The 23,511-nt window shown below is 67.6% G+C and carries 18 protein-coding genes, 1 tRNA gene and 1 rRNA gene; 14 read left to right on the forward strand and 6 right to left on the reverse strand.

The genetic code is table 11. The features are described from left to right. Positions 1 to 58: 58 nt before the first annotated feature. Together rrf and STHE_RS02555 are read left to right on the forward strand one after the other, a co-directional pair. Positions 59 to 178: ribosomal RNA gene (gene rrf / locus STHE_RS02550) — 5S ribosomal RNA — on the forward strand. A gap of 59 nt (positions 179 to 237) precedes the next feature. Continuing rightward, positions 238 to 312, forward strand: a tRNA-Met gene (locus tag STHE_RS02555). Positions 313 to 417: 105 nt separating this feature from the next. Here the strand turns inward: STHE_RS02555 and STHE_RS02560 are convergent. Next, complete coding sequence (locus STHE_RS02560; RefSeq protein ID WP_012871001.1) at positions 418 to 2,610, reverse strand: 3'-5' exonuclease; 2,193 nt, start codon at positions 2,608 to 2,610, stop codon at positions 418 to 420. 218 nt (positions 2,611 to 2,828) lie between these two features. Between STHE_RS02560 and cpaB the strand changes: the two genes are divergently transcribed. The 7 genes from cpaB to STHE_RS02595 all read left to right on the forward strand — a co-directional run bounded on the left by cpaB (position 2,829) and on the right by STHE_RS02595 (position 9,762). Continuing rightward, positions 2,829 to 3,809 carry a Flp pilus assembly protein CpaB gene (gene cpaB / locus STHE_RS02565; RefSeq protein WP_012871002.1) on the forward strand — a complete coding sequence of 327 codons (981 nt, stop codon included), beginning with the start codon at positions 2,829 to 2,831 and terminating at the stop codon, positions 3,807 to 3,809. Next, positions 3,810 to 5,075: a CpaE/TadZ family protein gene (locus STHE_RS02570; RefSeq protein ID WP_012871003.1), complete on the forward strand. Its 1,266-nt coding sequence runs from the start codon at positions 3,810 to 3,812 to the stop codon at positions 5,073 to 5,075. 46 nt (positions 5,076 to 5,121) lie between these two features. Further along, entirely contained in the window at positions 5,122 to 6,582 is a 1,461-nt protein-coding gene (locus tag STHE_RS02575) for a TadA family conjugal transfer-associated ATPase (RefSeq protein WP_012871004.1), read from the forward strand. A gap of 48 nt (positions 6,583 to 6,630) precedes the next feature. Continuing rightward, positions 6,631 to 7,611 carry a type II secretion system F family protein gene (locus tag STHE_RS02580; RefSeq protein WP_012871005.1) on the forward strand — a complete coding sequence of 327 codons (981 nt, stop codon included), beginning with the start codon at positions 6,631 to 6,633 and terminating at the stop codon, positions 7,609 to 7,611. A 27-nt stretch (positions 7,612 to 7,638) separates the two neighbouring features. After that, complete coding sequence (locus STHE_RS02585; protein WP_012871006.1) at positions 7,639 to 8,562, forward strand: type II secretion system F family protein; 924 nt, start codon at positions 7,639 to 7,641, stop codon at positions 8,560 to 8,562. Between the two features lie 31 nt (positions 8,563 to 8,593). Next, positions 8,594 to 9,058 (forward strand): DUF192 domain-containing protein, encoded by a 465-nt coding sequence (locus STHE_RS02590; RefSeq protein WP_012871007.1) that lies wholly within the window; start codon positions 8,594 to 8,596, stop codon positions 9,056 to 9,058. A gap of 236 nt (positions 9,059 to 9,294) precedes the next feature. Next, the gene (locus STHE_RS02595; protein ID WP_052295251.1) at positions 9,295 to 9,762 is read left to right on the forward strand and encodes a ComF family protein; all 468 of its coding nucleotides are present in this window, start codon (positions 9,295 to 9,297) and stop codon (positions 9,760 to 9,762) included. A gap of 113 nt (positions 9,763 to 9,875) precedes the next feature. On the opposite strand, the gene STHE_RS02600 is transcribed toward STHE_RS02595, so the two are convergent. The 5 genes from STHE_RS02600 to STHE_RS02620 all read right to left on the reverse strand — a co-directional run bounded on the left by STHE_RS02600 (position 9,876) and on the right by STHE_RS02620 (position 16,432). Continuing rightward, positions 9,876 to 10,979, reverse strand: a complete 1,104-nt coding sequence (locus STHE_RS02600) for a M24 family metallopeptidase (protein WP_012871009.1) — start codon at positions 10,977 to 10,979, stop codon at positions 9,876 to 9,878. A gap of 235 nt (positions 10,980 to 11,214) precedes the next feature. Beyond that, positions 11,215 to 12,114, reverse strand: coding sequence for an ABC transporter permease (locus STHE_RS02605; protein ID WP_012871010.1), 900 nt, complete (start codon positions 12,112 to 12,114; stop codon positions 11,215 to 11,217). A 56-nt stretch (positions 12,115 to 12,170) separates the two neighbouring features. Then, entirely contained in the window at positions 12,171 to 13,133 is a 963-nt protein-coding gene (locus tag STHE_RS02610) for an ABC transporter permease (protein ID WP_012871011.1), read from the reverse strand. A gap of 143 nt (positions 13,134 to 13,276) precedes the next feature. After that, positions 13,277 to 15,055: an ABC transporter substrate-binding protein gene (locus tag STHE_RS02615; protein ID WP_012871012.1), complete on the reverse strand. Its 1,779-nt coding sequence runs from the start codon at positions 15,053 to 15,055 to the stop codon at positions 13,277 to 13,279. Positions 15,056 to 15,238: 183 nt separating this feature from the next. Further along, positions 15,239 to 16,432, reverse strand: a complete 1,194-nt coding sequence (locus STHE_RS02620; protein ID WP_012871013.1) for a M24 family metallopeptidase — start codon at positions 16,430 to 16,432, stop codon at positions 15,239 to 15,241. A 345-nt stretch (positions 16,433 to 16,777) separates the two neighbouring features. Here STHE_RS02620 and STHE_RS02625 point away from each other — a divergent pair, with 345 nt between their 5' ends. From STHE_RS02625 to STHE_RS02645, 5 genes are all read left to right on the forward strand, one after another. Next, positions 16,778 to 17,830: a TIGR03617 family F420-dependent LLM class oxidoreductase gene (locus STHE_RS02625; RefSeq protein WP_012871014.1), complete on the forward strand. Its 1,053-nt coding sequence runs from the start codon at positions 16,778 to 16,780 to the stop codon at positions 17,828 to 17,830. Between the two features lie 371 nt (positions 17,831 to 18,201). Next, positions 18,202 to 19,455 carry an acyl-CoA dehydrogenase family protein gene (locus STHE_RS02630; RefSeq protein WP_012871015.1) on the forward strand — a complete coding sequence of 418 codons (1,254 nt, stop codon included), beginning with the start codon at positions 18,202 to 18,204 and terminating at the stop codon, positions 19,453 to 19,455. After that, complete coding sequence (locus STHE_RS02635; protein ID WP_012871016.1) at positions 19,456 to 20,610, forward strand: acyl-CoA dehydrogenase family protein; 1,155 nt, start codon at positions 19,456 to 19,458, stop codon at positions 20,608 to 20,610. It abuts the gene before it with no gap. Between the two features lie 16 nt (positions 20,611 to 20,626). Continuing rightward, positions 20,627 to 21,130 (forward strand): MaoC family dehydratase, encoded by a 504-nt coding sequence (locus tag STHE_RS02640; protein ID WP_012871017.1) that lies wholly within the window; start codon positions 20,627 to 20,629, stop codon positions 21,128 to 21,130. Positions 21,131 to 21,271: 141 nt separating this feature from the next. Continuing rightward, positions 21,272 to 23,503, forward strand: a complete 2,232-nt coding sequence (locus STHE_RS02645) for an acetate--CoA ligase family protein (RefSeq protein ID WP_012871018.1) — start codon at positions 21,272 to 21,274, stop codon at positions 23,501 to 23,503. Positions 23,504 to 23,511: the final 8 nt, after the last annotated feature.

Here is a 23,511-nt window from a genome sequence, read left to right on the forward strand (position 1 = left end):
TGCTTGGACCGAGAACGGGACCGCGCGGTGAGCGGTCGTGGCTGGGGGGGTCGGGTGTGCGCGTGGCCGAGAGCGGCGCCGATTCCACCCCGTCCCATCCCGAACCGGGTCGTGCCCGGCGCCAGCGCCGGAGAGTACTGCGCGGGCGACCGCGTGGGAGGCGAGGCCGCTGCGCGCACGCCCGACCTCCGCAGCCGGGGGCCGCACCGCGGGATCTCGTTCGTCCACTTCCTGCAGCGCGGGGTGGAGCAGTGGCAGCTCGTTGGGCTCATAACCCAAAGGTCGCGGGTTCGAATCCCGCCCCCGCTACCATCAACAGCCGACCCTAATGGGTCGGCTGTTTTGCTTTGTCTCGCGAGGCGGCCGATCTCGACCTGAGATCGGCCGCTTTTTCTTCGTTCCGTCGGGTCGGTCGTCTCAGAACATGGAGAGTTGCTGGACAGCAGGGGCCGCGCGCACGAGCGCGACATCCGAGCGCGCCGTGAGCGGCGGGAAGTGGTGGTCGAAGGCCGCATCGTCCGGGAAGAGCGGACGGAAGCGCGCGGCCATGTCGCGCAGGCGGCGCAGGAGGTAGTCGACATCCTCATCCCCCGCGTAGTGCTCGATGCGGGCGAGGCTGCCATCGGCGCGCTGATAGACCGCGATGCGCTCGCCGATCCGTTCCCCCGCGGCGGCGTCGGCCAATCGCCGGTTGGCCTCGCTGGTGTAGGTCTTTTCGGTGATCGTTTCCCAACGGGCGATGTCGTGGACCGGAAGGGCGCGCTGGATCAGGCGCTCGGCCGTGTCGAGGTAGAGGTCGCGCACGGTGGCAGGCGTGCCCTCGATGAAGGCTCGGGCGGCGTCCCGCAGGAAGCGCCGCAGCACCGGCTCCTCGCGTCGGGACCGCAGGCTACTCCCCTTGAGGATGATCCGGCCGTCGTGCGCGCGCAGGACGTAGTTCTTCGTCTTGAGCGAGATCATGCCGTCGAAGCTGCCGTCGTGCGCCAGGCTGATGCCGCGTGGCAGACGCTCTCCGATCGCAGCAACGAACGCCTCCTCGGCCTCCCGGCCGCGGACGGAGGGGGATGGACGGAAGTACACGCCGTCGGTGTCGATCTCGATTGTCTCTGCTCCGGCGTCGTCGAGGGCATCCACGACCTGCCGGATGATCTCCTGCCCACGCAGCGTGACCCGGCGGGCCGCGTCGAAGTCGCTGAAGAGCGCCCGGCTGTAGCCCAGGTAGCCGTAGAAGGAGTTGATGAGGACCTTGAAGCTGGACTGGAGGCCGAGCCAGCGTGCCTGCTCGGCACCGGTCGTCTCCCGCGCGCGGCGCTTGGCTTCCAGCCGCCGGGCGGTGAGGACTTCCAGGAGGCCGAGGTAGACCTGCAGCACGTCGGTCGCCGGGGCAATGCGGTCGCTGAGCATGATGGCCGGATAGAGGCTTTCGACGTCGCACTTGACCACTGGGCGGAACACTCCGACGCGGCGGACCTCCGTGTAGCCGCCGGGATACGGCTTTGGCGTATCAGGCAGGGGCAGGCTGTGCTCGAGCGCGAGGTAGACGCGGGTCATGAGGTAGTTGATCTTCTCTCCCGGCCCGCCGGTGGCGACGCCCTGTAGCCCGCGCGGCAGGATCTGGCTCTGATAGAACTCCGTCGGGAGGGCCAGCTCGCTCAGGAGCGCCACGTCGGCCACGTCGTCGAGCGCATAGGCGTGGACCCGCTGCCGATCCTCCGCATAGACACGCCCGATCTCCTCGCCCGGGATGAATACACGATCGGGGTGGGTGAGGCCGAGCGCGTCGATCGACTGCTTGAGCCCGTAGCTCTCCAGCTCGTTGGCCGTGTCGTAGCGCTGGATCTGCTGGTAGGTGTCGACGATGTGCCGGCCGAAGATCGACACCGCCTGGTAGGGGATGGTGCGCGCGCCGGCCTTGAAGCGCTGCGTGCCGCCGATGCGGGGCGGTGAGCCGTCCCGCCCCCAGGCGAGCGTCACCCCGTGCTGCCGGGCTCGCTCCATGAGGAACGGCAGGTCGAAGTTGAAGAGGTTGTGCCCCTCGATGACGTCGGGGTCGATCTGCTGGATGCGCTCGGTGAGCGTTCGCAGCACCCCGGCCTCTCCCAGGTCGGCGACGTCGAGCACTTCCCGATGGCCGCGGTTGGTCGCCAGTGCCACGACCAGGATTTCGGCACGGTTCGAGCGCGCATCGAAGCCGGTCGTCTCGATGTCAACCTGCATCCGGACGATGTCGTCGAAGTTCATGCCGCGGAAGAGGTTCCGTCCGGTCAGGGTGAGGTACTGATCGGTGGGGTGCCCGAAGGTGTGGACCGGATAGCCCCGCTGCTGGATCTGCTCCATCGCGGTGCGGAAGGCGCTCCAGCTCACGAACCGGGCGAGGTACCGCAGTGGGAGGTCGCCCTGAAGGCGCACGACCTCAGCGCCGCGCCGATCGAGGGCGTTGGTCCCCTCTTCGGTCAGCACCGCCCACGGATGGAACGGTGCGGTCTCGGCGACCACGCGGTCACCGTGCAGGCGGCGGAACACGCGCACCTGTGCCTGGCCCGCGCGCTCGACCGCGACGATGCGCTCCGTGGGGTCCTGGCCGTAGAGAAGGGTGGTTCGATCCTGCATGTCCATCGGCCTCGCCGGCAACTATACCACGCGGGACCAGCCGTCCTGGGGACGGCCCCGGTGTTGCTCGTTACCAACGTACTATGGCCCTGGCATAAGCACGTTCCTACACTCTGAGTAGCACATCGGCCAGGCATCGTCTCCGATGTAGCCGAAATCGCGGCAACGGCAACCTCGGGCGAGACGGCTCACAATGAGCCGGAGAGGGAACGTACTGTATGCGCAAGAGCGGACGGCTCTTCATTCTCCTAGGCGTGGCGTTGGCGCTGGTGGCGGCGTTGCTGGGGGTCGTCGCGTTCTCCGGGGTTCTCGGTGAAACGCAGGATGACGGCGCGGAGCCAACCAAGGCCAACGTGGTGGTCGCTGCACGGGATATCCCGGCCAACACCGTGCTCTCCGAGGACGACATCGAGATCGCCGAGGTGGACGCGACGGGTGTGGCGCCCGGCAGCGCGACGGCACCCGCTCAGGTGGTCGGGATGGCGGTGTCCGGGAACTTGGTCAAGGGTCAGCAGATCCTGTCGGCCAACCTGCTCGCGCCGGGGCTGACGTTCGACCTGGCTGAGGGCCACCGCGCGATCGCATTGCCGGTGGACCGGATCAACGCCCTGGGCGGGATGATCCGCCCGGACGACCGCATCGACATCATCTACTCGATACGGATCAACCTGACGCGCGTGGTGCCGTCGGAGCCGATGGAAGTGCGCGACACGACGGAGGGGTACGCCCGGGACGACACGCTTGTCCTGCAGCCGCCACCGGGGGTGGCCGGGGATGCGACCTACCCGTATCCGGGTGAGCCTGGCTCGCGCTTCCTGGTGGAAGACAACGCACCGGGGAACCCGGTCACCAAGGTCGTCGTGCAGAACGTGCGCGTCTTGCGGGTGATCGCGGGCGATACCACGGTCAGCAGCGACCCGACTGCGACCGGCAACGGTGAGGCGTCGGGCACACCGACCGCTCCGCAGGGCGCGGCGGAGAAGCTGCCGAACGCGGACCTGCTGGTGCTGGAGGTCGATCCGCAGCAGGCTGAGGTCATCAAGTTCCTGATGGACAACGACGGGCAGTATCAAGTGGTCCTGCGCCCGAAGGACGATGCTGGGGAAGTGACCACGAACGGCGTCACGTACGAGCAACTGGTCACTGAGTACGGCCTGCCGGTGCCGAAGACCGTTCGGCTGCCGGGTGGAGGACAGTAGATGTCTGGGAGCACGATCCGGGTTCTCATCGTCGATGATGTCGCGGAGAGCCGCGACAACGTCGAGAAGCTGCTGCGGTTCGAGCCCGACATCCAGGTGGTGGGGAAGGCCTCGAGCGGCCGGGAAGGCATCGACCTGGCCGTGGCGCTGCACCCGGACATCGTGCTCATGGACCTCAACATGCCCGACATGGACGGCATCGCGGCGACGATGCAGATCTCGACCAAGGTGCCGACGGCGTCGGTGATCATGATGTCGGTCCAAAACGAGCCGGACATCCTCCGGCGGGCCATGCTGGCGGGAGCGCGTGAGTTCCTGGCCAAGCCCTTCAGCCTCGACGAGCTGATCCTCGCCGTGCGGCACGTCTCCCGGCTGGCGCCACGGCCGGTCCAGGTCGTCACCACTGCCGCGGCCACCGGTAGCCCGAACGGCCGGCCCGGGGAGGTCAGCAAGGGCCGCATCATCAGCGTCGTCAGCAGCAAGGGAGGGGTCGGCCGCACGACCCTGGCGACCAATCTGGCGGTCGCCATCCGGCGCGCCACGCAGAAACAGGTCGTCCTGGTCGATGCGGCCCTGCACTTCGGCGACGTCGGCGTCATGATGAACATCGCAGACGGGAAGACCATTGCCGACATCGCGCCTCAGGTGCACTCGCTCGACCGGGACTTGATGGACGACGTCCTGGTCACGCACGGGAGCGGGGTGCGGCTGCTGCTCGCGCCGCCGACGCCGCAGGAGGCTGAAACCGTTACGGCCGAGCATCTCCGCGCGTCTCTCTCACTCCTGACCAAGATGGCGGACTACGTGGTGGTCGACACCCGGCCGGGGTTCGACGACGCCATGCTGTCGGTCATGGATGCGTCCGACCGGATCCTGCTCGTGCTGACGATGGAGATGACGGCGATCAAGGACGCCCGGCAGTTCCTGGAGATCACGGAGTTGCTGGGCTACCCGATGGATAAGGTCCTGCTGGTTCTCAATCGCCAGAACACCTTCTCGGGTATCCCGGCGCAGGACATCGCGGAGAACCTCAAGCGCGAGCTGGTCGCGAAGATCCCGGATGAGCCGGCGGCGCTGCTCCGGAGTGTGAATGAGGGTGCACCGCTGGTGGAGACCCAGCCGGACCACCGAGTCTCGGTCGAGATCAAACGGCTGGCGACGAGCTTGGTCGCGGAGGACGCGGCCGAGGAGGCGGTCGTGGCAAAGCCGGCGGAGCGCGCTACCGGGCTGGTCGGCCGGCTCCGGACCGCGTTGCGTCATGGGTAAGCGGGCAGCCGCGCCGATGTCCTCCGGGAGGGGTAGGGAGTAAGGCATGTCGCTTCTGAAGCGCCTTGGCAACGTACCGACGGAAGCCGTGGACCCTGCGCCGCCCGCAGCGCCGCCGCAGACGACCAACCGACTGTCGCCACCCGCGGGGCCGGCAACGCAGCGCGTCGGGACCGGCGAACTGGCCACGCTTCGTCGGCCGACCCTGGGGAGCAGCCCCACGGCTGCGCACCGCAACGACTCCTTTAACGAACTCAAGAGCCGCATTCAGAACCGGCTGATCTCCGAGCTGGACCCGCGCATGGACCTGGGCAACCAGGAGGAAGTGCGGCGCACGGTCGAGGAGACCTTCGCCTCGGTGCTCGAGGCCGAAAACATCGTGCTGACGCGCGTCGAGCGCCTGCGCCTGTTCGAGGCGATCGCCGCCGAGATCCTGGGATACGGGCCGATCGAGCCGCTGCTCAAGGACGACACCGTCTCCGAGATCATGGTCAACGGCCCGCGCCAGGTCTACGTCGAGCGGAACGGCAAGCTGGAGCTCACCGACATCACCTTCCAGGACGACGACCACGTCATGCGGGTTATCGACCGCATCGTCTCCCCACTGGGGCGGCGCATCGATGAGAGCTCGCCGATGGTGGACGCGCGCCTGCCGGACGGCTCCCGAATCAATGCGGTGATCCCGCCGATCTCGCTCGTGGGTCCCACGCTGACGATCCGTAAGTTTGCACGCGACCCGCTGACGGCCGAGGATCTGGTGCGCTTCGGCACGATGAGCGAGGAGATGGTTACGTTCCTCAAGGCATGCGTCGAGGCGCGGCTGAACATCGTGGTCTCGGGTGGGACCGGCTCCGGTAAGACGACGACGCTCAACGTGCTGTCGTCGTTCATCCCGCCCGACGAGCGCATCGTGACCATCGAGAACGCGGCCGAGTTGCAGCTCCGCCAGGACCACGTGGTCACGCTGGAGTCGCGGCCGCCCAACATCGAGGGACGCGGGGAGATCACCATCCGCGACCTGGTGGTCAACGCCCTCCGAATGCGGCCCGACCGGATCGTGGTCGGGGAGTGCCGCTCCGGTGAGGCGCTGGACATGCTCCAGGCGATGAACACCGGCCACGACGGCTCGATGACGACGGTGCACTCGAACAGCCCGCGCGACACCCTGGCCCGCCTGGAGACGATGTGCCTCATGGCCGGAGTGGAGCTGCCGGTGCGCGCCATCCGTGAGCAGATCGCGGCGGCGGTCGACCTGATCATCCACCAGGCGCGCCTCAAGGACGGCTCGCGCAAGATCGTCGCGGTGACGGAGGTCCAGGGTATGGAGGGCGACGTCATCGTGATGCAGGACATCTTCGTCTTCGAGCAGACCGGTATGGAGAACAACAAGATCGTCGGGCGCATCAAGCCGACCGGCATCCGCCCGAAGTTCGTGGAGAAGTTCGAGGTCGCCAACATCTACCTGCCGCCGACGATCTTCGGGGTGGGCTACGATCGGCTCTTCTGAGCCGGGACACGCCGCCGGCTGGCAGGGTGGCACCGATAGGAAGCGGGCATGGATTTCCTGACACTGGTCCTCATCTTGTTCCTCCTGGCCGCGGGTTTGGTGGCACTCGGCCTGTTGGTCAGTCGGGAACAGGCGGTGGCACCCGAGCTTGAGGAGCGGTTGGAGCGGTTCGCCTCACTGGAGCCGCTGGCAACGGAGTCGCTGTCCGGTGCCCGCACGCCGAACGTCCTCGCCCAACAGGTTGACCGCGTCGTGCAGGGCAAGACGTTCTCCGAGGCGGTCGCGCTCCTGCTGGCGCGGGCCAACATCCGGATGACGGTGGGAGAGTTCCTCATTGTCCGTGCCGGGTCGGCCTCGTTCGGTTTCTTGCTGGGATTCCTGCTCGGCCGCGGGATCACGCAGCCGGTGCTGGGGCTGCTGGTTGGTCTAGTCGTGGCCCTGATCGGCTGGATGGTCCCGCACTGGTACATCTCGGTGCGGGCGCGGCGGCGGACGAACGCCTTCGTGAACCAGCTCGGTGACACGATCACCCTGATGGCCAACTCGCTTCGGGCCGGTTATAGCCTGCTCCAGACGATGGAGCTGGTTGCGCGCGAGACACCACCGCCGATGAGCGAGGAGTTTCGGCGCGTGGTGCGGGAGGTCGGGCTCGGCATCCCGACGCAGGAGGCGATGTCGCATCTGCTGCGCCGGGTGCCGAGCGAGGATCTGGACCTGCTGATCACGGCCATCAACGTGCAGCACGAGGTGGGCGGCAACCTGGCGCAGATCCTGGACGTCATCGGAGAGACGATCCGGGAGCGGGTGCGCATCAAGGGTGAGATCCGGGTTCTCACTGCCCAGCAGAGCATCTCCGGCTACATCATCTCCGCACTGCCGGTCGGGCTGGCGCTCTTACTGATGGTGATCAACCCCGGCTACGTGATGGGCATGATGCGCTGGCCGTGGATCTGTATGCCGATCGGCGGGGTGGTGTTGATCTTCCTCGGCTTCATAGCCATGCGGAAGATCGTCAACATCGAGGTCTAGTACGGACGAGCGGAGAATCGCACGACGATGCAACAGATGCTGCCGGTTCTCTCCATCACCATCATGGTGGTCGCCCTCGTACTGGTGGTCCTCGGCGTGCGCAAGCCGCGGCCGCAGGTCGTGATCGAGGAGCGCCTTTCCCAGTACGGCCACCGGGTGCCGACGCTGGAAGAGTTGGAACTTCAGCAACCGTTCAACGAGCGTGTGCTGAAGCCACTGCTCCGCCGCCTGGCCGGGATGATGTCGCGCTTCGCTCCGAAGACGAGCCACCAGCGGCTGCGCCAGAAGCTGGTAGAGGCCGGCAACCCGGCCAACCTCGGCCCGGCCGAGTTCACCGGGTTGCGTGTGCTGCTGGCCGGCGGCCTGGGTGGCCTGTTGTTCGTCCTCTTCCTCATGAGCGGCAGCAGCCTGACCAACCTGATCCTGTTCCCTGCCGTCGCTGGCGGGATCGGCTACCTTCTGCCGGGCGTCTGGCTGGGGAACCGTATCAAGCGGCGCAAGTCGGCGATCATCCGCGCGCTGCCGGACGCCATCGACCTGCTCACGATCAGCGTGGAAGCCGGGCTCGGCTTCGATCCCGCGCTGCAGCGCGTGGTGGAGAAGTGGGACAACGAGCTGACGCGCGAGTTCGCCCGCATGCTGTCCGAGATCCGCATGGGACAGTCACGGCGCGAGGCGCTCCGTGACCTGGCCGAGCGCACGAATGTGGACGATCTCAACGTGTTCGTCTCCGCCGTCGTGCAGGCCGACCAACTTGGCGTCAGCATCACTCAGGTGCTGCGCGTGCAGTCGAAGCAGATGCGAATGCGCCGCCGTCAGCGCGCCGAGGAGCAGGCACACAAGGCGCCGGTCAAGATGATCTTCCCCATGGTGTTCCTCATCTTCCCCGCGCTCTACATCGTGCTGCTCGGCCCGGCGGTGCCCATCGTGTGGGACGCGTTCATGCGCTGATCCCGAGCGGGTCGAGCGAAGGGAGCGCCGCGTGGCGAAGCGCGACCGGCAGTGGCCGGCGTCGGTACGGGTGCTGAACAAGACGCGGGGCACGGTCGTGGCCGAGCACGTACAGGTGGCGCGCAGCCTCTGGGCGCGGACGCGCGGCCTGATGCTCCGCCCACCACTGCCACCCGGCACCGGGCTGCTGATCGACCCGTGTTCGTCGATCCACTCGATGTGGATGCGCTTCCCGATCGATGTCCTCTACCTCGATCGTGACGATGTCGTGGTGCGGATCGCCGAGGCCATGCCGCCGTGGCGGATCGGCCCGTTGTTCACCGGTGCCCGCTACGTGATTGAGTTGCCGCCGGGTACGACCCGCGCCAGCCAGACGTCAGTGGGCGATCAGCTTGGGTACGCGCCCGCGCGTCCCCTGGGTGCCTCTCTCCCGGACGAGGTTGAGTTCCCCGGTCGTCTCGCCTCCGCGTCCATGAGCGCCTCGGACATGAAATGATGTCCAGCCCGCTCGCTTGGGTCCGCCGGCTGACGCGGGCCTTGGAGGCCACGCTGCTGCCGCCGGTTTGTGGCGGGTGCGGGCGGCGCGGCGAGTGGCTCTGCCCCTCCTGTACCGCCGCACTGCGTCCGCTCACCGACGCACGGTGCCGCTGCGGGAGACCCGGCACGCGCGGCCGGGTTTGCTCCGTCTGCGCGGAGTGGCCGGATGCGCTGGGACCCATCCGCGCGGCATTCGTGTTCGAGGGGCCGCTGCGGTCATCCATCCACCGTTTCAAGTACCGTGGTGAGTACGCCCGGGGGCGGTATCTCGGCAGCCTCCTGGCTGAAGCCGCCGCGACAGCGCTGGACGGTGTCGCCCTGGACCTCGTCCTGCCGATCCCGCTGCACCCCAGACGCCAGCGCGAACGGGGATTCAACCAGGCCCAGATACTGGCCGAGGCCGTGGCTGCGCGCCTCGGCGTGCCTCTTGGACAGGATCTCCTGCGCATCGTCGACACCCGATCTCAGGTCGGCCTGGACTATGCCGGGCGCCGGGCAAACATGCAGGGCGCCTTTCGCTCCGGTCCGGGCGTGCGGGGCGCGTCGGTGCTGCTGATCGACGACGTCGTCACGACGGGCGCCACGATGGAAGCGGCGGGGCTGGCCCTGCTGGAGGCCGGGGCGCGCCACGTCCGCGGCCTCGCCCTCGCACGCGGCGCGTAGCCCGAGTTGCGGACAGATAGACGGTTCCTCGGTCGGCGGTCTCGACGGAAGCCGCCCGCCGCAGAAGCGGCGGGCGGTCGGGATGAGCGGTCGCGTTCGCGCTGCGCGGTGAACTATTCCATCACTGTCAGCTCGCGCGAGCAGTGGTTGAGGCGCTCGCCGCCCTGCTCGGTGACGACCACGGCGTCCTCGATCCGGACGCCGAAGCGGCCGGGGATGTATATGCCGGGCTCGTCGCTGAAGACCATGCCGACCTGGAGCGGCAGGGTGTTGCCCTCGACCAGGTAGGGCTCCTCGTGGCCGTCGAGGCCGAGGCCGTGGCCGACGCGGTGGATGAAGTACTCGCCGTAGCCGGCGTCGGTGATGACCTTGCGGGCGGCCCGGTCGATGTCCTGGCAGGCGACACCCGGGCGAACAGCAGCCAGCGCCGCCTCGTTCGCGCGCAGGACGATGTCATAGACACGGCGGTATTCGTCGTCGGGCTCGCCGATGTGCACCGTGCGGGTCACGTCCGCGGAGTAATGCTCGTACTTCCCGCCGAAGTCGAAGATGACGGTGTCGCCCGGCTGGATCACGCGATCGCCGGTGATGTGGTGCGGCGCGGCGCTGTTCGGCCCGCTGGCGCAGATGCCGATGCCGTGGATTTCGAGCCCGTGCTTGGCGCGCAATTCGGTCAGCTCCTCGGCTGCCTGCCGCTCGGTCTTCCCGGTGAGCCGCGCCGTGGCGACGAACTCCTCCCAGGCGGCGTCGGCCATGGCCGCTGCCCGGCGCAGTCGGTCCAGCTCTTCCCGGTCCTTGACCATGCGCAGTTCCCGCAGCACGCTGGTGCCGCTGATGAAGGTCGCGTCGGGGATCACCTCCAGCATCCGCACCAGGAAGACGGCCCACATCTGGTCGCTGACGGCGATGGTGGGGCGGGGGACGGAGCGCACGATGTCGCCCACGAGGTCCACCGGCTGCACTGTCTCCTCCCAGGTACGGATGTCGACCAGTGAGGCCTGGGCGTCGGCCCGCGAGCGCTCGAGCACCGGGACTACGAACTGCGGGCGTCCGGTGCGCGGGATGATCAGCAGGGCGAGTCGCTCGCTTGGGTGGGCCGGGTAACCGAAGAGGTAGATCAGGTCCGACGACGGGGCGACGAACAGGAAGTCGATGCCCCGCTCCGCCAGTAGCCGCTGAGCCGCCTCGATCCGCCGTGCGAGTACCGTCGTGTCCATCAGGTGCCGCTCCTCTCGCGCTGCGCCGCTCCTTCGCGCCATTTCCTGGGCACTATACACCGATTCCGGCTGGTTAGGGGTTGGGTGAGGGCTGAATCGGCGGGGTGTGAGGAACCCCTCACCTCAACCCCTCTCCTGCAAGGGGAGAGGGGAGCGGGACGCATGCCGGGTGACGCATAACATTCCCCCTCTCCCAACCTTGGGAGAGGGGGGCAGGGGCTGAGGGCCTTCTCCGCTACCGGCGGCGCTGGCGGGGGTCGAAGGCGTCGCGCAGGCCGTCGCCCACGAGGTTGAAGCTGAGCACGGTGAGGAAGATGGCCATGCCCGGGAAGACGGTCTCCCACCAGGCCTTCTGCATGTTCACCCGGCCGTCAGCCAGCATGCCGCCCCAGGAGGGCGTCGGCGGCTGGGCGCCGAGTCCCAGGAACGACAGGCCGGACTCCAGCAGGATGGCGAAGCTCAGCCAGAGCGTGAGCTGGACGATGATGACGGCGAGGACGTTGGGGAGGACGTGGCGCACCATGATACGGAGGTTCGGCGCGCCGATGGCCCGCGCGGCCAGGATGAAGTCCTGTGCTTTGACCCGCAAGAACTCGCCGCGGACAAGCCGGGCGGTGCTCATCCACGAGGTCAGTCCGATGACGATCATGGTTGTCTGCAAGCCTGGTTTGAAGAGGGCAGCCGCAGTCAACAAGAGGAAGAAGCCGGGGATGGCGAGCATGATGTCGGTGAAGCGCATGATGAGGTTGTCCACCAGGCCGCCGAAGTACCCGGCGATCGCGCCGAGGGTCACCCCGATGACGATGATCATTCCCGCTGAGACGAGGCCCACGGAGAGCGAGACCCGCGAACCAACGATGACCCGGCTGAAGACATCCCGCGTCTGCCGGTCGGTGCCGAACCAGTGTTCAGCGCTGGGAGGATGGAGTGGCTTGCCGCGGTTGAAGGCCGCATAGTCCTGGGGCGCCAGCGCGGTAGCGAAGATAGCCACCAGATAGAGGAGAATGACGACCACACCTCCGGCGACCGCCAGGCGGTTTCGCCGGAAGTTGCGCCAGACGATCCGGGCCTGCGACTCCGGCTTCCGGGCGAGCCGCTGGAACTCGACGGTGGTGCGAGCCGCGGTTTCCTGCATCGACACTCTCCGAATACCTCGCTCGATCCGTACTGCCTTGCTCGGCTGCCCGGCTCCTACGAGAAGGTAATCCGCGGGTCAAGGATGGCGTACAGGACGTCGACGATCACGTTGATGACCAGGATGGCGGCGCCGGTGAGCAGCGTCAGAGCCAGGATCACCGGGTAGTCCCGCTGTAGGATGGCCTGGTAGCCAAGGTGGCCGAGCCCCGGCCAGGCGAAGACGGCCTCCACGATCACTGACCCGCTGAGCAGCCGCGGGAGCTGGTTCCCCACCACGGTGACCATCGGCACGAAGGCATTCCTTAGCGCGTGGCGGAAGACCACCGCGCGCTCCGCCAGCCCTTTCGCGCGTGCCGTCGTGATGTAGTCCTGATGGATCACCTCCAGCATGCTGGAGCGCATGAAGCGGGTGAAGATGGCGATGGTCGGGATCGCCAGCACGGTCGCCGGGAGAACGAAGTAGGACAGCTTCTCGACGAACCCTTCGGCCTCCGGGCCGGCGGTCGAGGCAGGGAGCCAGCCGAGCCGCACCGCGAAGAAGAGCTGAAGCATGAGGGCCAGCCAGAAGTCCGGCAGGGCGAGGCCGAGGAAGGCGCCGCCGGTCGCCAGGTTGTCAACCAGCGAGTACTGACGCCGGGCGGAGATGATCCCCAGCGGTATCGCCACGGCGAGTGAGATGCTGATCGCGAGAGCCTGGAGTTTGACCGTGTTGGAGAGACGTTCCCCGATCAGGGTGATGACCGGCTTCCGGTTGAACGTGTAGGCCGTGCCGAAGTCGAAGCGGGCCACCTTCGAGGCCCAGATGCCGTACTGGACCGGGAGCGGCTTATCGAGCCCGAGGTTCTTGCGAACCTGCTCCACTACCGTCGGGTCGAACGACTGCTCGGAGACGAAGGCCAGCGCGGGATCGCCCGGCGCCAGGTGGATGATGGTAAACACCACCATGCTCAACCCGACCAGGAGCGGGAACAGCAGAAGGATGCGCCGCACGATGTAGTTGCGCGTACTCGCTGACACCGTGACATCCGTTTCCTCTGCACCTGCCGCGTCGGGACGAACCCGCGCGGCAAGACCGTGAGGGACGGCCAGCTACAGGCGGCGGGGGGGCGGGCGTCTGCCCTGCTGCCCCCGCCTGCGCCCGGCGCGCGCCGGCTGCCGGGCTACTCGACCCTCGTCCAGTTATGGAGATCCTGGAACAGGGAGATGATGTTGTTGACGTAACCCTGATAGTCCTTGGTTACGACGTAGATGAACGGCCGGTCCCACGCGTAGAAGACCGGGACATCCTCGAGCAGGATCTCCTGCGCCCGGGCGTAGATCCGGGCACGCTCCTCGATGTCGAAGGTCGTGCGGCCTTGCTGCATCACCTCGTCGAACTCGGGGTTCGAATAGCCGAAGACGTTGCGGGCCTTGCCGGTGCCCAGGGCGTCGAAGAGCTCGTCCGGATCGTAGGTCGCCCCGGCCCAAGTCGGGCAGATCACGTCGAACGTGCCCTGGGTTCCCGCCTCGACCACCTGGGACCACTCCTTGAGGTCCGGCTGCACGTTGATACCGATCTCCGCCAGCGACTGCTGGGTGAAGGTGAGCCAGTCCTCGCGCAGGTGGTTGCCGGCGTTGGTTGTGAACGTTAGCGTCAGGCCCGTGGCACCGGCCTCCTCGACGAGGCGCTTTGCCTCGGCCGGGTCGTACGGGATCGGCTCCAGTCCCTCGTGGTAGGCCCAGCTCCCGCGGGCGATCGGGCCGTTGGCCGGCGTCCCCAGACCGAGCAGGAAGTCGCTGGCGAACGTTTCGGTGTCGAGCGCCATGGCGATCGCGCGGCGGATGCGCTTGTCGCGCAGGGCCTCGTTGTGGTTCTGGCCGAAGCTCCAGCCGTTGATGTCCTTTCCGGGTGGGACCGTGAGAACTACGAGGTTCTCTTCCTGGTTGAGCTCCTCGGCCTGGGTCGGCTGGGCGTAGTCGGTCCCGTGGATCTGGCCCGTCTGCAGGGAGATGACGAGTGTCTGGGCATCCGGGATCACGCGGTGGGTGAACCCGTCGAGGTAGGGCTTGCCTTCCTCCCAGTAATACTCGTTGCGGACCGCCACGAAGTCCTGCCCGGTGGACCAGGACTGGAAGGCGAACGGACCGGCGCCGACCGGGTTCTGGAAGAACGGATCCTCCCGCAGGTCCTTGCCCTCGAGCAGGTGCTTCGGCAGGGGACGCAGGTGCCGCAGGTTCACCAGGAAGGCGGCGAAGGGCTCTTCGGTCGTGATCTTGATCGTCTTGTCGTCGACGACCTGGATGCCGCTCACCGAGTCGGCCGTGCCCTCGTTGTAGGCCTGGGCACCGGCGATGGGGAGGAACCGTGCCAGGTGCGGGCTGGCTGTCTCCTTCTTGAGAAGGGCATGGAGGGTGAACTCGATATCCGCGGCCGTGAGTGGCGTGCCGTCGCTGAAGGTGACGCCGTCCTGGATGGTGAAGGTGTATTCGCGGCCGTCGTCGGAGACGGTCCACTCCTTGGCGATGCCCGGCACAGGCTTGAGCGTTTCCGGATCAAGCTGGACGAACTCGCCGAACATCATCCTGCAGCGCCAGGTACCCTCGGTCTCGTTGACGAGCAGGGGGTTGATGGTCTGGGCTTCGCCGAGCGTGCCGATGATGATCGTGCCCCCACGCGAACCGCTCCCCGACGGCGGCTGGGTGCCACCGGTCGTCGGCGAACCGGGCACGCTCGTGGCCGTGGTGCTGCCCCCGGCGGGAGCGGTGGCCTCGGCCACATCGTTGTCGGACGCTGCGCCGCAGGCGACAAGGACGGGCAGGACGGTCGCTGCCGCGCTGCCCTGCGCGATCAGCCGCAGGAGTTGCCGGCGGCTGACTCCCTGCCTGCCGAAGTACTCTTCGAGGCGATAGAACTGGCGGACGATGGTCTCCGCGCGCTCCTGTGAAATACGGCGTGCCACGGTCTCCTCCTCTGGTCTTCCGGGCGAACGGGCGGGTCCGCAACCGATCCGAACTGCCGATGAACAGGTGCAACGCTCGTGGTTCGGCGACTCGCCGGGGCGCCGCAATGGCGCGGCGCTCCCGCGGCGAGCCGATTAGCGATCAGACAGAGACACTGGGCGCACGTGTGTCTTCCGCGGCGACTAGATGGGAATAGTCAGGCTCTCGAGATCGCGGGGATAGTAGGTAATCATCTCGATCCCGTCGGGCGTGACCGCGACGGTATCGGAGTGCCGGAAACCGCCCAGGCCCGGCACGTAGATCCCCGGCTCGACGGTGAACACCATCCCCACCTCAATCAACCGATGGTCACCCACGTCCAGGAACGGCGCTTCATGGACGAGTGTGGACTTGGCGTGGCCCGTGTGATGACGCCAGTTCTCCTCCAGGTTGTGCTCCTTGAAGAACCGCATCACCTCCTTGTCGACGGCCGAGCAGGGGATGCCGGGCTTAATCGTGTTGAGGGCGAGCGTCTGAGCCTCCAGCATGAGGTTGAAGTAGCGCTCCTGCTCCGGAGTCGGCTCGCCCATAATCATGGTGCGCTCCAACTCGCTGCCGTACCCCCAGACCGACGCGCCGGCGCCGGTCACGAGGACATCTCCCGGCTTCAGGCGCGCGTTGCTGGTCATGGCGTGCGGGAACGCGGAGTCCTTCCCGATCTGGCCGCGGAAGCCGGCATGCGCACCGGCCCGGCCCCAGGACATCGGCCGGTACTCGGGACCCAGCGTCCGGATCATGGCCTGCGTAGCCTCGTACGACGCGCGCATCGAAATCTCGGTCTCGCTGACCCCGACCTTGCAGTACTCCTGCAGGTACGTGTGGGCCAGGTTGCCCCAGCGCGCGCTCTCACGGATGAGCGCCAACTCCTCCTCGGAGTTGATCATCTGCATGTACTCGATGTCGTCGACCACGGTGATGACCTCGGCGTCCGGCAGCAACTCGCTCACGCGGGGGCCACGGTAGCCGTAGATCCGGCCGTAGCCGTCGCTGTCGACGCCGATCTTGGCGCGACTTAGCCCGAGGTCGACGAGGATGTCCTTCAGAAACTCCATCGGGTGGCGCTCACCCGGATATTCGGGGTAGGCCGTGACGCGATCCACCAGCGCGAAGGTCTCGGCGTGCTCCAACTCGAGGCGGGGCACCAGCAGCGCCGAGGTGTCGCGCGTCAGGATGTACGCGATCGGGCGCTCGGTCGCGATGAAGCCGAAGCGGCTGAAGTACGAGACGTTGTTCGGACCGAAGGCGATCAGCCCGGTAATGCCGCGCTCTCCCAGACGCTCGAGTATCGTGCGCCGACGTCGCAGATACTCTTCGTCGCTGAGGCGCAACTGCGGCATGAGATCGACTCCCTTCTCTTGTGATCCCCGGGTGACTCCTCGCAACACCTGTCACCCAGAATAAGAACGACCACTGCTGGCTGGTCGACCCGGCCCGGAGTGGATTCGGTAATCGATCGGACGCGGGACGGATCCCCTCGGCAATGAGAAACGCCGCTCGGCAGCGCGATCGTGAACAACGTCCCAGCCTCGTGGAAATACCAACGGCCACTCTACAATGGGGCTCTAGAGACTGTCAAGATGCCCGCCGAGCCGCGCGAATCGGCTGGGTATCGCCCGCGGAACGGGCCTCTCGACACCGGTTCGGGACTGTGGTCTACTGCGCGCGGGAGGGCGAGTGAGCGGATGAAGATCGAGACGATCATCCCCGATAGCGCGTTCGAGCAGATCCCGGCGCTGGCGCGACGGCTGGAGGAGCTGGGATTCGACGGCCTCGCGCAGCCGGAGTTGAAGCACCACCCGTTCGTGGCGCTCGCACTGGCGGCGCCGGTGACACAGCGGCTTACGCTGGCCACGTCGGTCGCCATCGCGTTCCCGCGGAGCCCGATGGTGGTTGCCTACCAGGCGCACGACCTGCAACGCCTGTCGCGTGGCCGCTTCGTGCTCGGGCTCGGCACCCAGGTCAAGGGGCACATCGAGCGCCGGTTCAGCACGACCTGGGACTCGCCGGGACCGCGTCTCCGTGAGTACGTGCTGGCGCTGCGGGCCATCTGGAAAACGTGGCAAACCGGGGAGCCGCTCGACTTCCAGGGCCGCTTCTATCGCTTCTCGCTGATGACGCCGGAGTTCGACCCCGGCCCGATCCCGTACCATCCCATCCCGATCGAGATCGCGGCCGTGAACGCCTACAACGCACGACTGGCCGGAGAGATCGGCGACGGGCTGCGGGTCCACCCGATGACGACGCCCGAGTACCTGCGCGACGTCCTCTGGCCGCTGGTGCGGGAGGGGGCTGCCCGGTCGGGGCGCGACCTGCGCGGCTTCCGGATGGTCGGCGGCGGTTTCATTGCCACCGGTGCCGGTGAATCGGAGGTGCGGACCGCCCGCGAGCAGGCGCGCTATCGTATTGCGTTCTACGCCTCGACGCGCACCTATCTGCCGGTGCTGGAGCACCATGGGTGGGCGGAGTTGAACCCGAAGCTGCGTAGGCTGATCGCTGAAAATCGCTGGGATCAGCTCGCCAGCGTCATCCCTGACGAGGTGCTCGACGCCTTCTGCATCAGCGGGACGTACGACACGATCGCCAAGCGTGTGCGCGAGCGCTTGGAGGGGCTCGTAGACGTGCTCCACGTCGCGCCCCCGGCCGATCCGCTGCGGCCCGACGAGCGCTACCTGGCTGCGATTGCTGAGTTGAAGTCGATCACCCCGGCCTCCGCCATGCACGGGAACGACTCATGACGCGGTGCTCCGGCGGCGGGCCTACACGCGGTCCTGACTCGCCCGGTGTCCCCGCCGGTGTCGCTCAGTTCCACCAACCTCTCGCAACCCAACCGTAGACCGGGGCCGTCTTGCGTTGGTGCCGCTGGTCTGCGTCGACCCACCGCACAGCATGGCGGGTCGCCGCAGACCAGTCGCTCCTCGCTACTACGGTTCCGATGACGCTGCGAACCCGCGAACACGATTGACACACATCGGACCGGTGTTACAGTGACCGGTAGAGTCCTACCGGACGCATTCTCACGTTCGTCGTTGCGACGCGACCCGGCTGCTCGGCGCGAGGTCGGCGCCGGGACATCCGGCAGCGTCGGGTGAACGAGGGGGTTTCCTCGATGGATCTCTTCTATACACAAGAGGATGAGGAATTCCGGAGGCGGGTGCGTGCCTGGCTGGAGGAGAACCTGCCGAAGGAACCGTTGGAGACGCTCGAGCAGCAGCGCGCCTGGCACCGAGCGGTGTACGAAGCCGGCTTCCTCGGCATGGGGTGGCCGGTTGAGTACGGTGGGCGCGCTGCCCGGCCGATGGAGCAGGCGATCGTTGGCGAGGAGATGGCGCGGGTCCAGGCGCCGCCGACCCTCAACCCGCTCGGCATCGCCATCGTCGGCCCGACGCTCATCCACCACGGTACCGAGGCGCAGAAGAAGCGCTTCCTGCGGAACATCCTGACTGCCGACGAGATCTGGTGCCAGCTCTTCTCCGAGCCGAACGCGGGCTCGGACCTCGCCAGCCTGCGCACCCGTGCCGTGCTGGAGGGCGACGAGTTCGTCATCAACGGCCAGAAGGTCTGGACGAGCGGCGCGCACCGCGCCGATTGGGGGCTGCTGCTGGCGCGGACCGATCCGGATGCGCCCAAGCACCTCGGCATCTCCTGCATCCTGGTCGACATGCATTCGCCGGGGGTCGAGGTTCGGCCGCTGACGCAGATCAACGGCAGCAACGAGTTCAGCGAGGTCTTTTTCCACAACGTCCGCGTCCCGGCCGAGAACCTGGTCGGGGAGTTGAACGCGGGCTGGCAGATCGCGCAGACGACGCTGTCGTACGAGCGGGGCGGCAATACGCTGAGCCGGGTGAGCCGGTACATGGCGGTCTTCAACCGGCTGGTAGAGGCGGCCAGTGAGCTCCGCCGGGACGGCAAGCGCGCGATCGACGACCCGGTGGTGCGTCAAAAGCTGGGCCAGATGTACGCCGAGATCGAGGTGCTGCGCTACGGCTCGCTCCGCATCCTCTCCCGGCTGGAGAAGGGCATCCGGCCAGGGCCGGAGTCGTCGATCACCAAGCTCTACTACTCGGAGATGGAGAAGCGGCACTACGAGTTCATCTTCGATATCCTCGGTCCCTACGGGCAACTGATCGAGGGTGTGCCGGCGGAGTACGCGCTGAAGGAAGGCACCGCCTACGGCGAGCCGGGGAGCTGGGCCTACCACTTTGCCTACTCCCGCGCCGGGACGATCTTCGCCGGCTCCTCGGAGATTCAGAAGAACATCCTGGGCGAGCGTGTCCTGGGCCTGCCGAAGGAGGTGCGGGCCGACCGGTTGCAGGCGCAGCAGGCGGCGAAGGCTCAGGCCGGGGGCGAGGGAGGATCCTAGATGGATTTCGAGTTCAGCCAGGACCAGGTGATGCTGCGCGACCTGGCGCGCGAGTTCCTCCGCGAGCGCTGCACCAGCGCGCATGTCCGGGCGATGATGGACGACCCGGCCGGCTACGACCGAGCGATGTACCGGCAATTGGGCGAGATGTCCCTGCTGGGGCTGGCCATCCCTGAGCGCTTCGGCGGCAGCGGGCTGGGGATGGTCGAGCAGGCGATCGTGCTGGAGGAGATGGGCCGGGTGGCGTACCCCGGTCCCTTCGTCCCCAGCGTCGTGCTGGCCGCGACCGCGATCCAGGCATCGGGCGATGAGGCGGCGATGGCGCGCTATCTCCCCGGGCTGGCCTCCGGCGAGTTGACCATGTCGTTCGCCCTGCTCGAAGACGAGATCGGCTGGGGGCCGGAGGTGGTCGCGATGCGCGCGGTGCCCGACGGCGACGGCTTCGTCCTCTCCGGTGAGAAGCGGTTCGTCCCCTTCGGACAGGCGGTCGACATCGTGGTGGTGGTTGCCCGCACGGGCGACGCGCCGGGCGAGGTCTCCCTGTTCGCCGTGCCGCGCGATGCCGAAGGGCTGACGGTCCAGCCGTACAAGATGTTCGACTTGAACGCGAAGGAGTGCGCGCTCCGCTTCGACAACGTGCGGGTGCCGAGCGACGCGCTCATCGGGACCCTCAACGGCGGGGCGGGGCCGCTCAACGCGGTGGTCCAGCGAGCGGCCGTCGCCGCGTGTGCCGAGATGCTTGGCTGTGCCCGGACCTCGCTCGAGATGTCGGTGGAGTACGCCAAGGTCCGTAAGCAGTTCGGCCAGCCGATCGGGAGCTTCCAGGCGATTAAGCACAAGTGCGCGGAGATGCTGGAGGCGACGGAGAACGCGCACTCGGCCACCTATTACGCCGCCTGGGCACTCGACGCCAACGCGCCCGACGCCCGGCTGGCGGTGTCGGTCGCCAAGTCGTTCGTGAACGAGGCGGCGCGCAAGGTGTGTGGGGACGCGATTCAGGTGCACGGCGGCATCGGCTTCACCTGGGAGTACGACCTGCACTTCTACTTCAAGCGGGCCAAGTACCTGGAGCCTCTCTGGGGTGACACGGCATGGCACCGCGAGCGGGTGCTGGACGAGGTGCTGGCCGGTCGAGTCGCCGGCGCAGCACGATAGGTGGGAGGTGCAAGGTATGTCGTCCCAGCAGCCCGGCATGGGCGAGAGCGGTTCCCAGCGCGTCGTTCGGAAGGTGGCGGAGCTGCGGGAGCTGGTGGGCCAGGAGATCGGCGTCGGCCCCTGGGTGGAGATCACGCAGGAGCGGGTCAACCAGTTCGCCGACGCGACCGGTGACCACCAGTACATCCACGTTGACCCAGAGCGCGCGAAACAGACCTTCTTCGGCGGGACCATCGCACACGGCTACCTGACACTCTCGCTCATCCCGTTCCTGTCCCAGGGGCGCGACGGGGTCAAGATCGATCTCGGCGGCAGGATGACGGTCAACTACGGCCTGAACCGCGTGCGCTTCCCGGCGCCGGTGCGGGTCGGCAAGCGGGTGCGGCTGCGCACGACGCTGCTCGCGGTCGAGGAGGTCGGCGAGCAAGCGGTGCAGATCACCCAGCGCCAGACCGTCGAGGTCGAGGGCGAAGAAAAGCCCGCCTGCGTCGCCGAGACGCTGAGCAGGATCTATTTCTGATGCGTCATGCGTCATGTGTCCCCCTCACCCCCAGCCCCTCTCGGACGGAGCCCACCAGGGGAGAGGGGAGAGACACGGAACACCGAACACGCAACACGGATGACGCATGACGCATGACGTACCACGCCCGGAGGGATGCCGATGCAGACGCCCGGTGTGCGGTCGGACCGCGGTTTCGACGAGCAACAGGACGATGCGGCCTTCGCGAGCGCGATGCGTGCGCTCCTGCACCCGAGGCGCATCGCGATCGTCGGCGCGTCGCCAAAGCGGGGTTTCGCCAACAACATCCAGCGGCGCCTGGTCGACTGCGGCTTCGAGGGCGAGGTCTACCCGGTCAACCCGAACTACGACGAGATCCTCGGGCTGCCGTGCTACCCGTCGCTGGAGGCGATCCCCGGCGGTGTCGACCTGGCGGTGGTGGTCGTCCCCAGCAGGCTGATCCCTGGCGTTTTGGAGTCGTGCGAGCGCGCAGGCGTCGGCGCGGTCAACATCATCACCAGCGGGTTCGCCGAGAAGCAGGAGGACGAGACCGGCCCCGAGCGGCAGCGAGCCATCCGCGACTTCGCGCGCCGGACCGGCATCCGTGTCGTCGGGCCGAACTGCCTCGGCAACATCAGCGTGCCCAACCGCATGGTGGCAAGCTCCGGTGCCTACCCACCGCTCAACCGCGGCCCGATTGCCCTTGCGCTCCAGAGTGGCCTGCTGGCGTATAGCCTGGTCCTGCCCGCGCACGACCGCGGCATCGGCTTCACCTACGTCGTGACGCTGGGCAATGAGGCCGACATCGACGTGGTCGACATGATCCGCTACTACCTCGACGACGAGGAGACGCGGGTCATCGGCTGCTTCGTCGAGCAGTTCCGGCGGCTTGAGCGGCTGCTGGAGATGGCGGAGCGCGCTGCGGACCTGGGCAAGCCGATCGTCGTGCTCAAGGTGGGGCGCTCGGAGGCCGGGCGGCGCGCTGCGCTGGCGCACACCGGGTCGCTGGTCGGCTCGGACGAGATCGTTGACGCCGTCATGCGGCAGCACGGCATCATTCGGGTCTACAGCCTCGATGAGATGATCGAGACGCTGGCGCTCTTCCATTCCCGGCGGCGGCCGGCGGGGCGTGGCGTCGGCATCGCGGTCGTCTCCGGCGGAGCGGCCGGCCTGATCGCCGACCTCGGCGCGGACATCGGCGTCGAGTTCCCATCGCTCGCGCCGGAGACCGTCGAAAAGATGAACGCGGTGATCCCGGAGTACGGCACGGTCGGCAATCCGCTCGACTACACCGGCCAGGCAGCTCAGCAGCCGGAGATCCTCGACGGGTGCCTGGCGGCGATGGCCGAGGACCCCAACATCCACGTCGTGGTCTACGGCCAGGCCTACCCGGCGCTGATCGACCTGGACCAGCCGACCGGGCAGGTGCTGAGTGCTTTGCCAGAGCGCTACCCCGACAAGGTCTTCGTCGTCCTGTCGCTCGTGGCGGGTGAACTCAAGCACCGGATGATCGACCAGGAGGCAGTGGAGCCGGTCCGGTCGATCGACGGCATCCCCTTCCTCCAGGGTGCCGAGAACGGCCTGCGTGCCATTGCCTCGCTCGTCCGCTATGCAGCGTTCCTCCGGGAGCGGGAGGCATCCGCGCGGGCCGATGCGCGTGACCCGGACGCCGCCGAGCGCGCCGAATGGGCGCGTGGCGTGGTGCGCGCGGCCGGTGGACGGGCGCTCGTCGAGCGAGAGGCGAAGGCGATCCTGGCGCGCTACGGCATCCCGGTCACGCGCGAGGTCTTGGCGACGACGCCGGACGAGGCGGTTGTCGCGGCGGAAGCGATCGGTTACCCGGTCGTGCTCAAGGTGGAGTCGCCGGACATCCTCCACAAGACCGAAGCCGGGGGCGTGTTGCTCGGGCTACAAGACGCCGACGCGGTCCGCGAGGGCTTCGCACGGGTCACGGCGGGCGCCCGCGCCTATGCTCCGTGGGCGGAGATCCGCGGCGTGCTGGTGCAGGAGATGGTCCCCGCTGGCGGCCACGAATTGATCCTGGGGATGACGCAGGATGCCGCGTTTGGCCCTGCGGTGGCAGTCGGACTCGGGGGTGTCTTCGTCGAGACACTGAAGGACGTGGCGCTCGCCGTCCCGCCGATCTCCAACCGAGACGCGCACGCCATGCTGTCGCGGTTGCGCGCGGCGCCGATCCTGACCGGACACGGCGCGCGGGGCCAGGGCGCGGCCGACCTGGACGCCGTGGCCGACATCCTCGTCCGCTTCTCCTCCCTCTGCCGGGACCTGCGGGACGACGTGGCCGAGATCGACATCAACCCGCTCGTGGCCTTCGGGCCGGGCAAGGGGGCACGGGTGGTCGACTGCCTGATCGTCCCCCGGCAAGACGCCTGACGGAGGCG

The organism is Sphaerobacter thermophilus DSM 20745, from assembly GCF_000024985.1.
In the GTDB taxonomy this organism is placed as follows: Bacteria; Chloroflexota; Chloroflexia; order Thermomicrobiales; family Thermomicrobiaceae; genus Sphaerobacter; species Sphaerobacter thermophilus.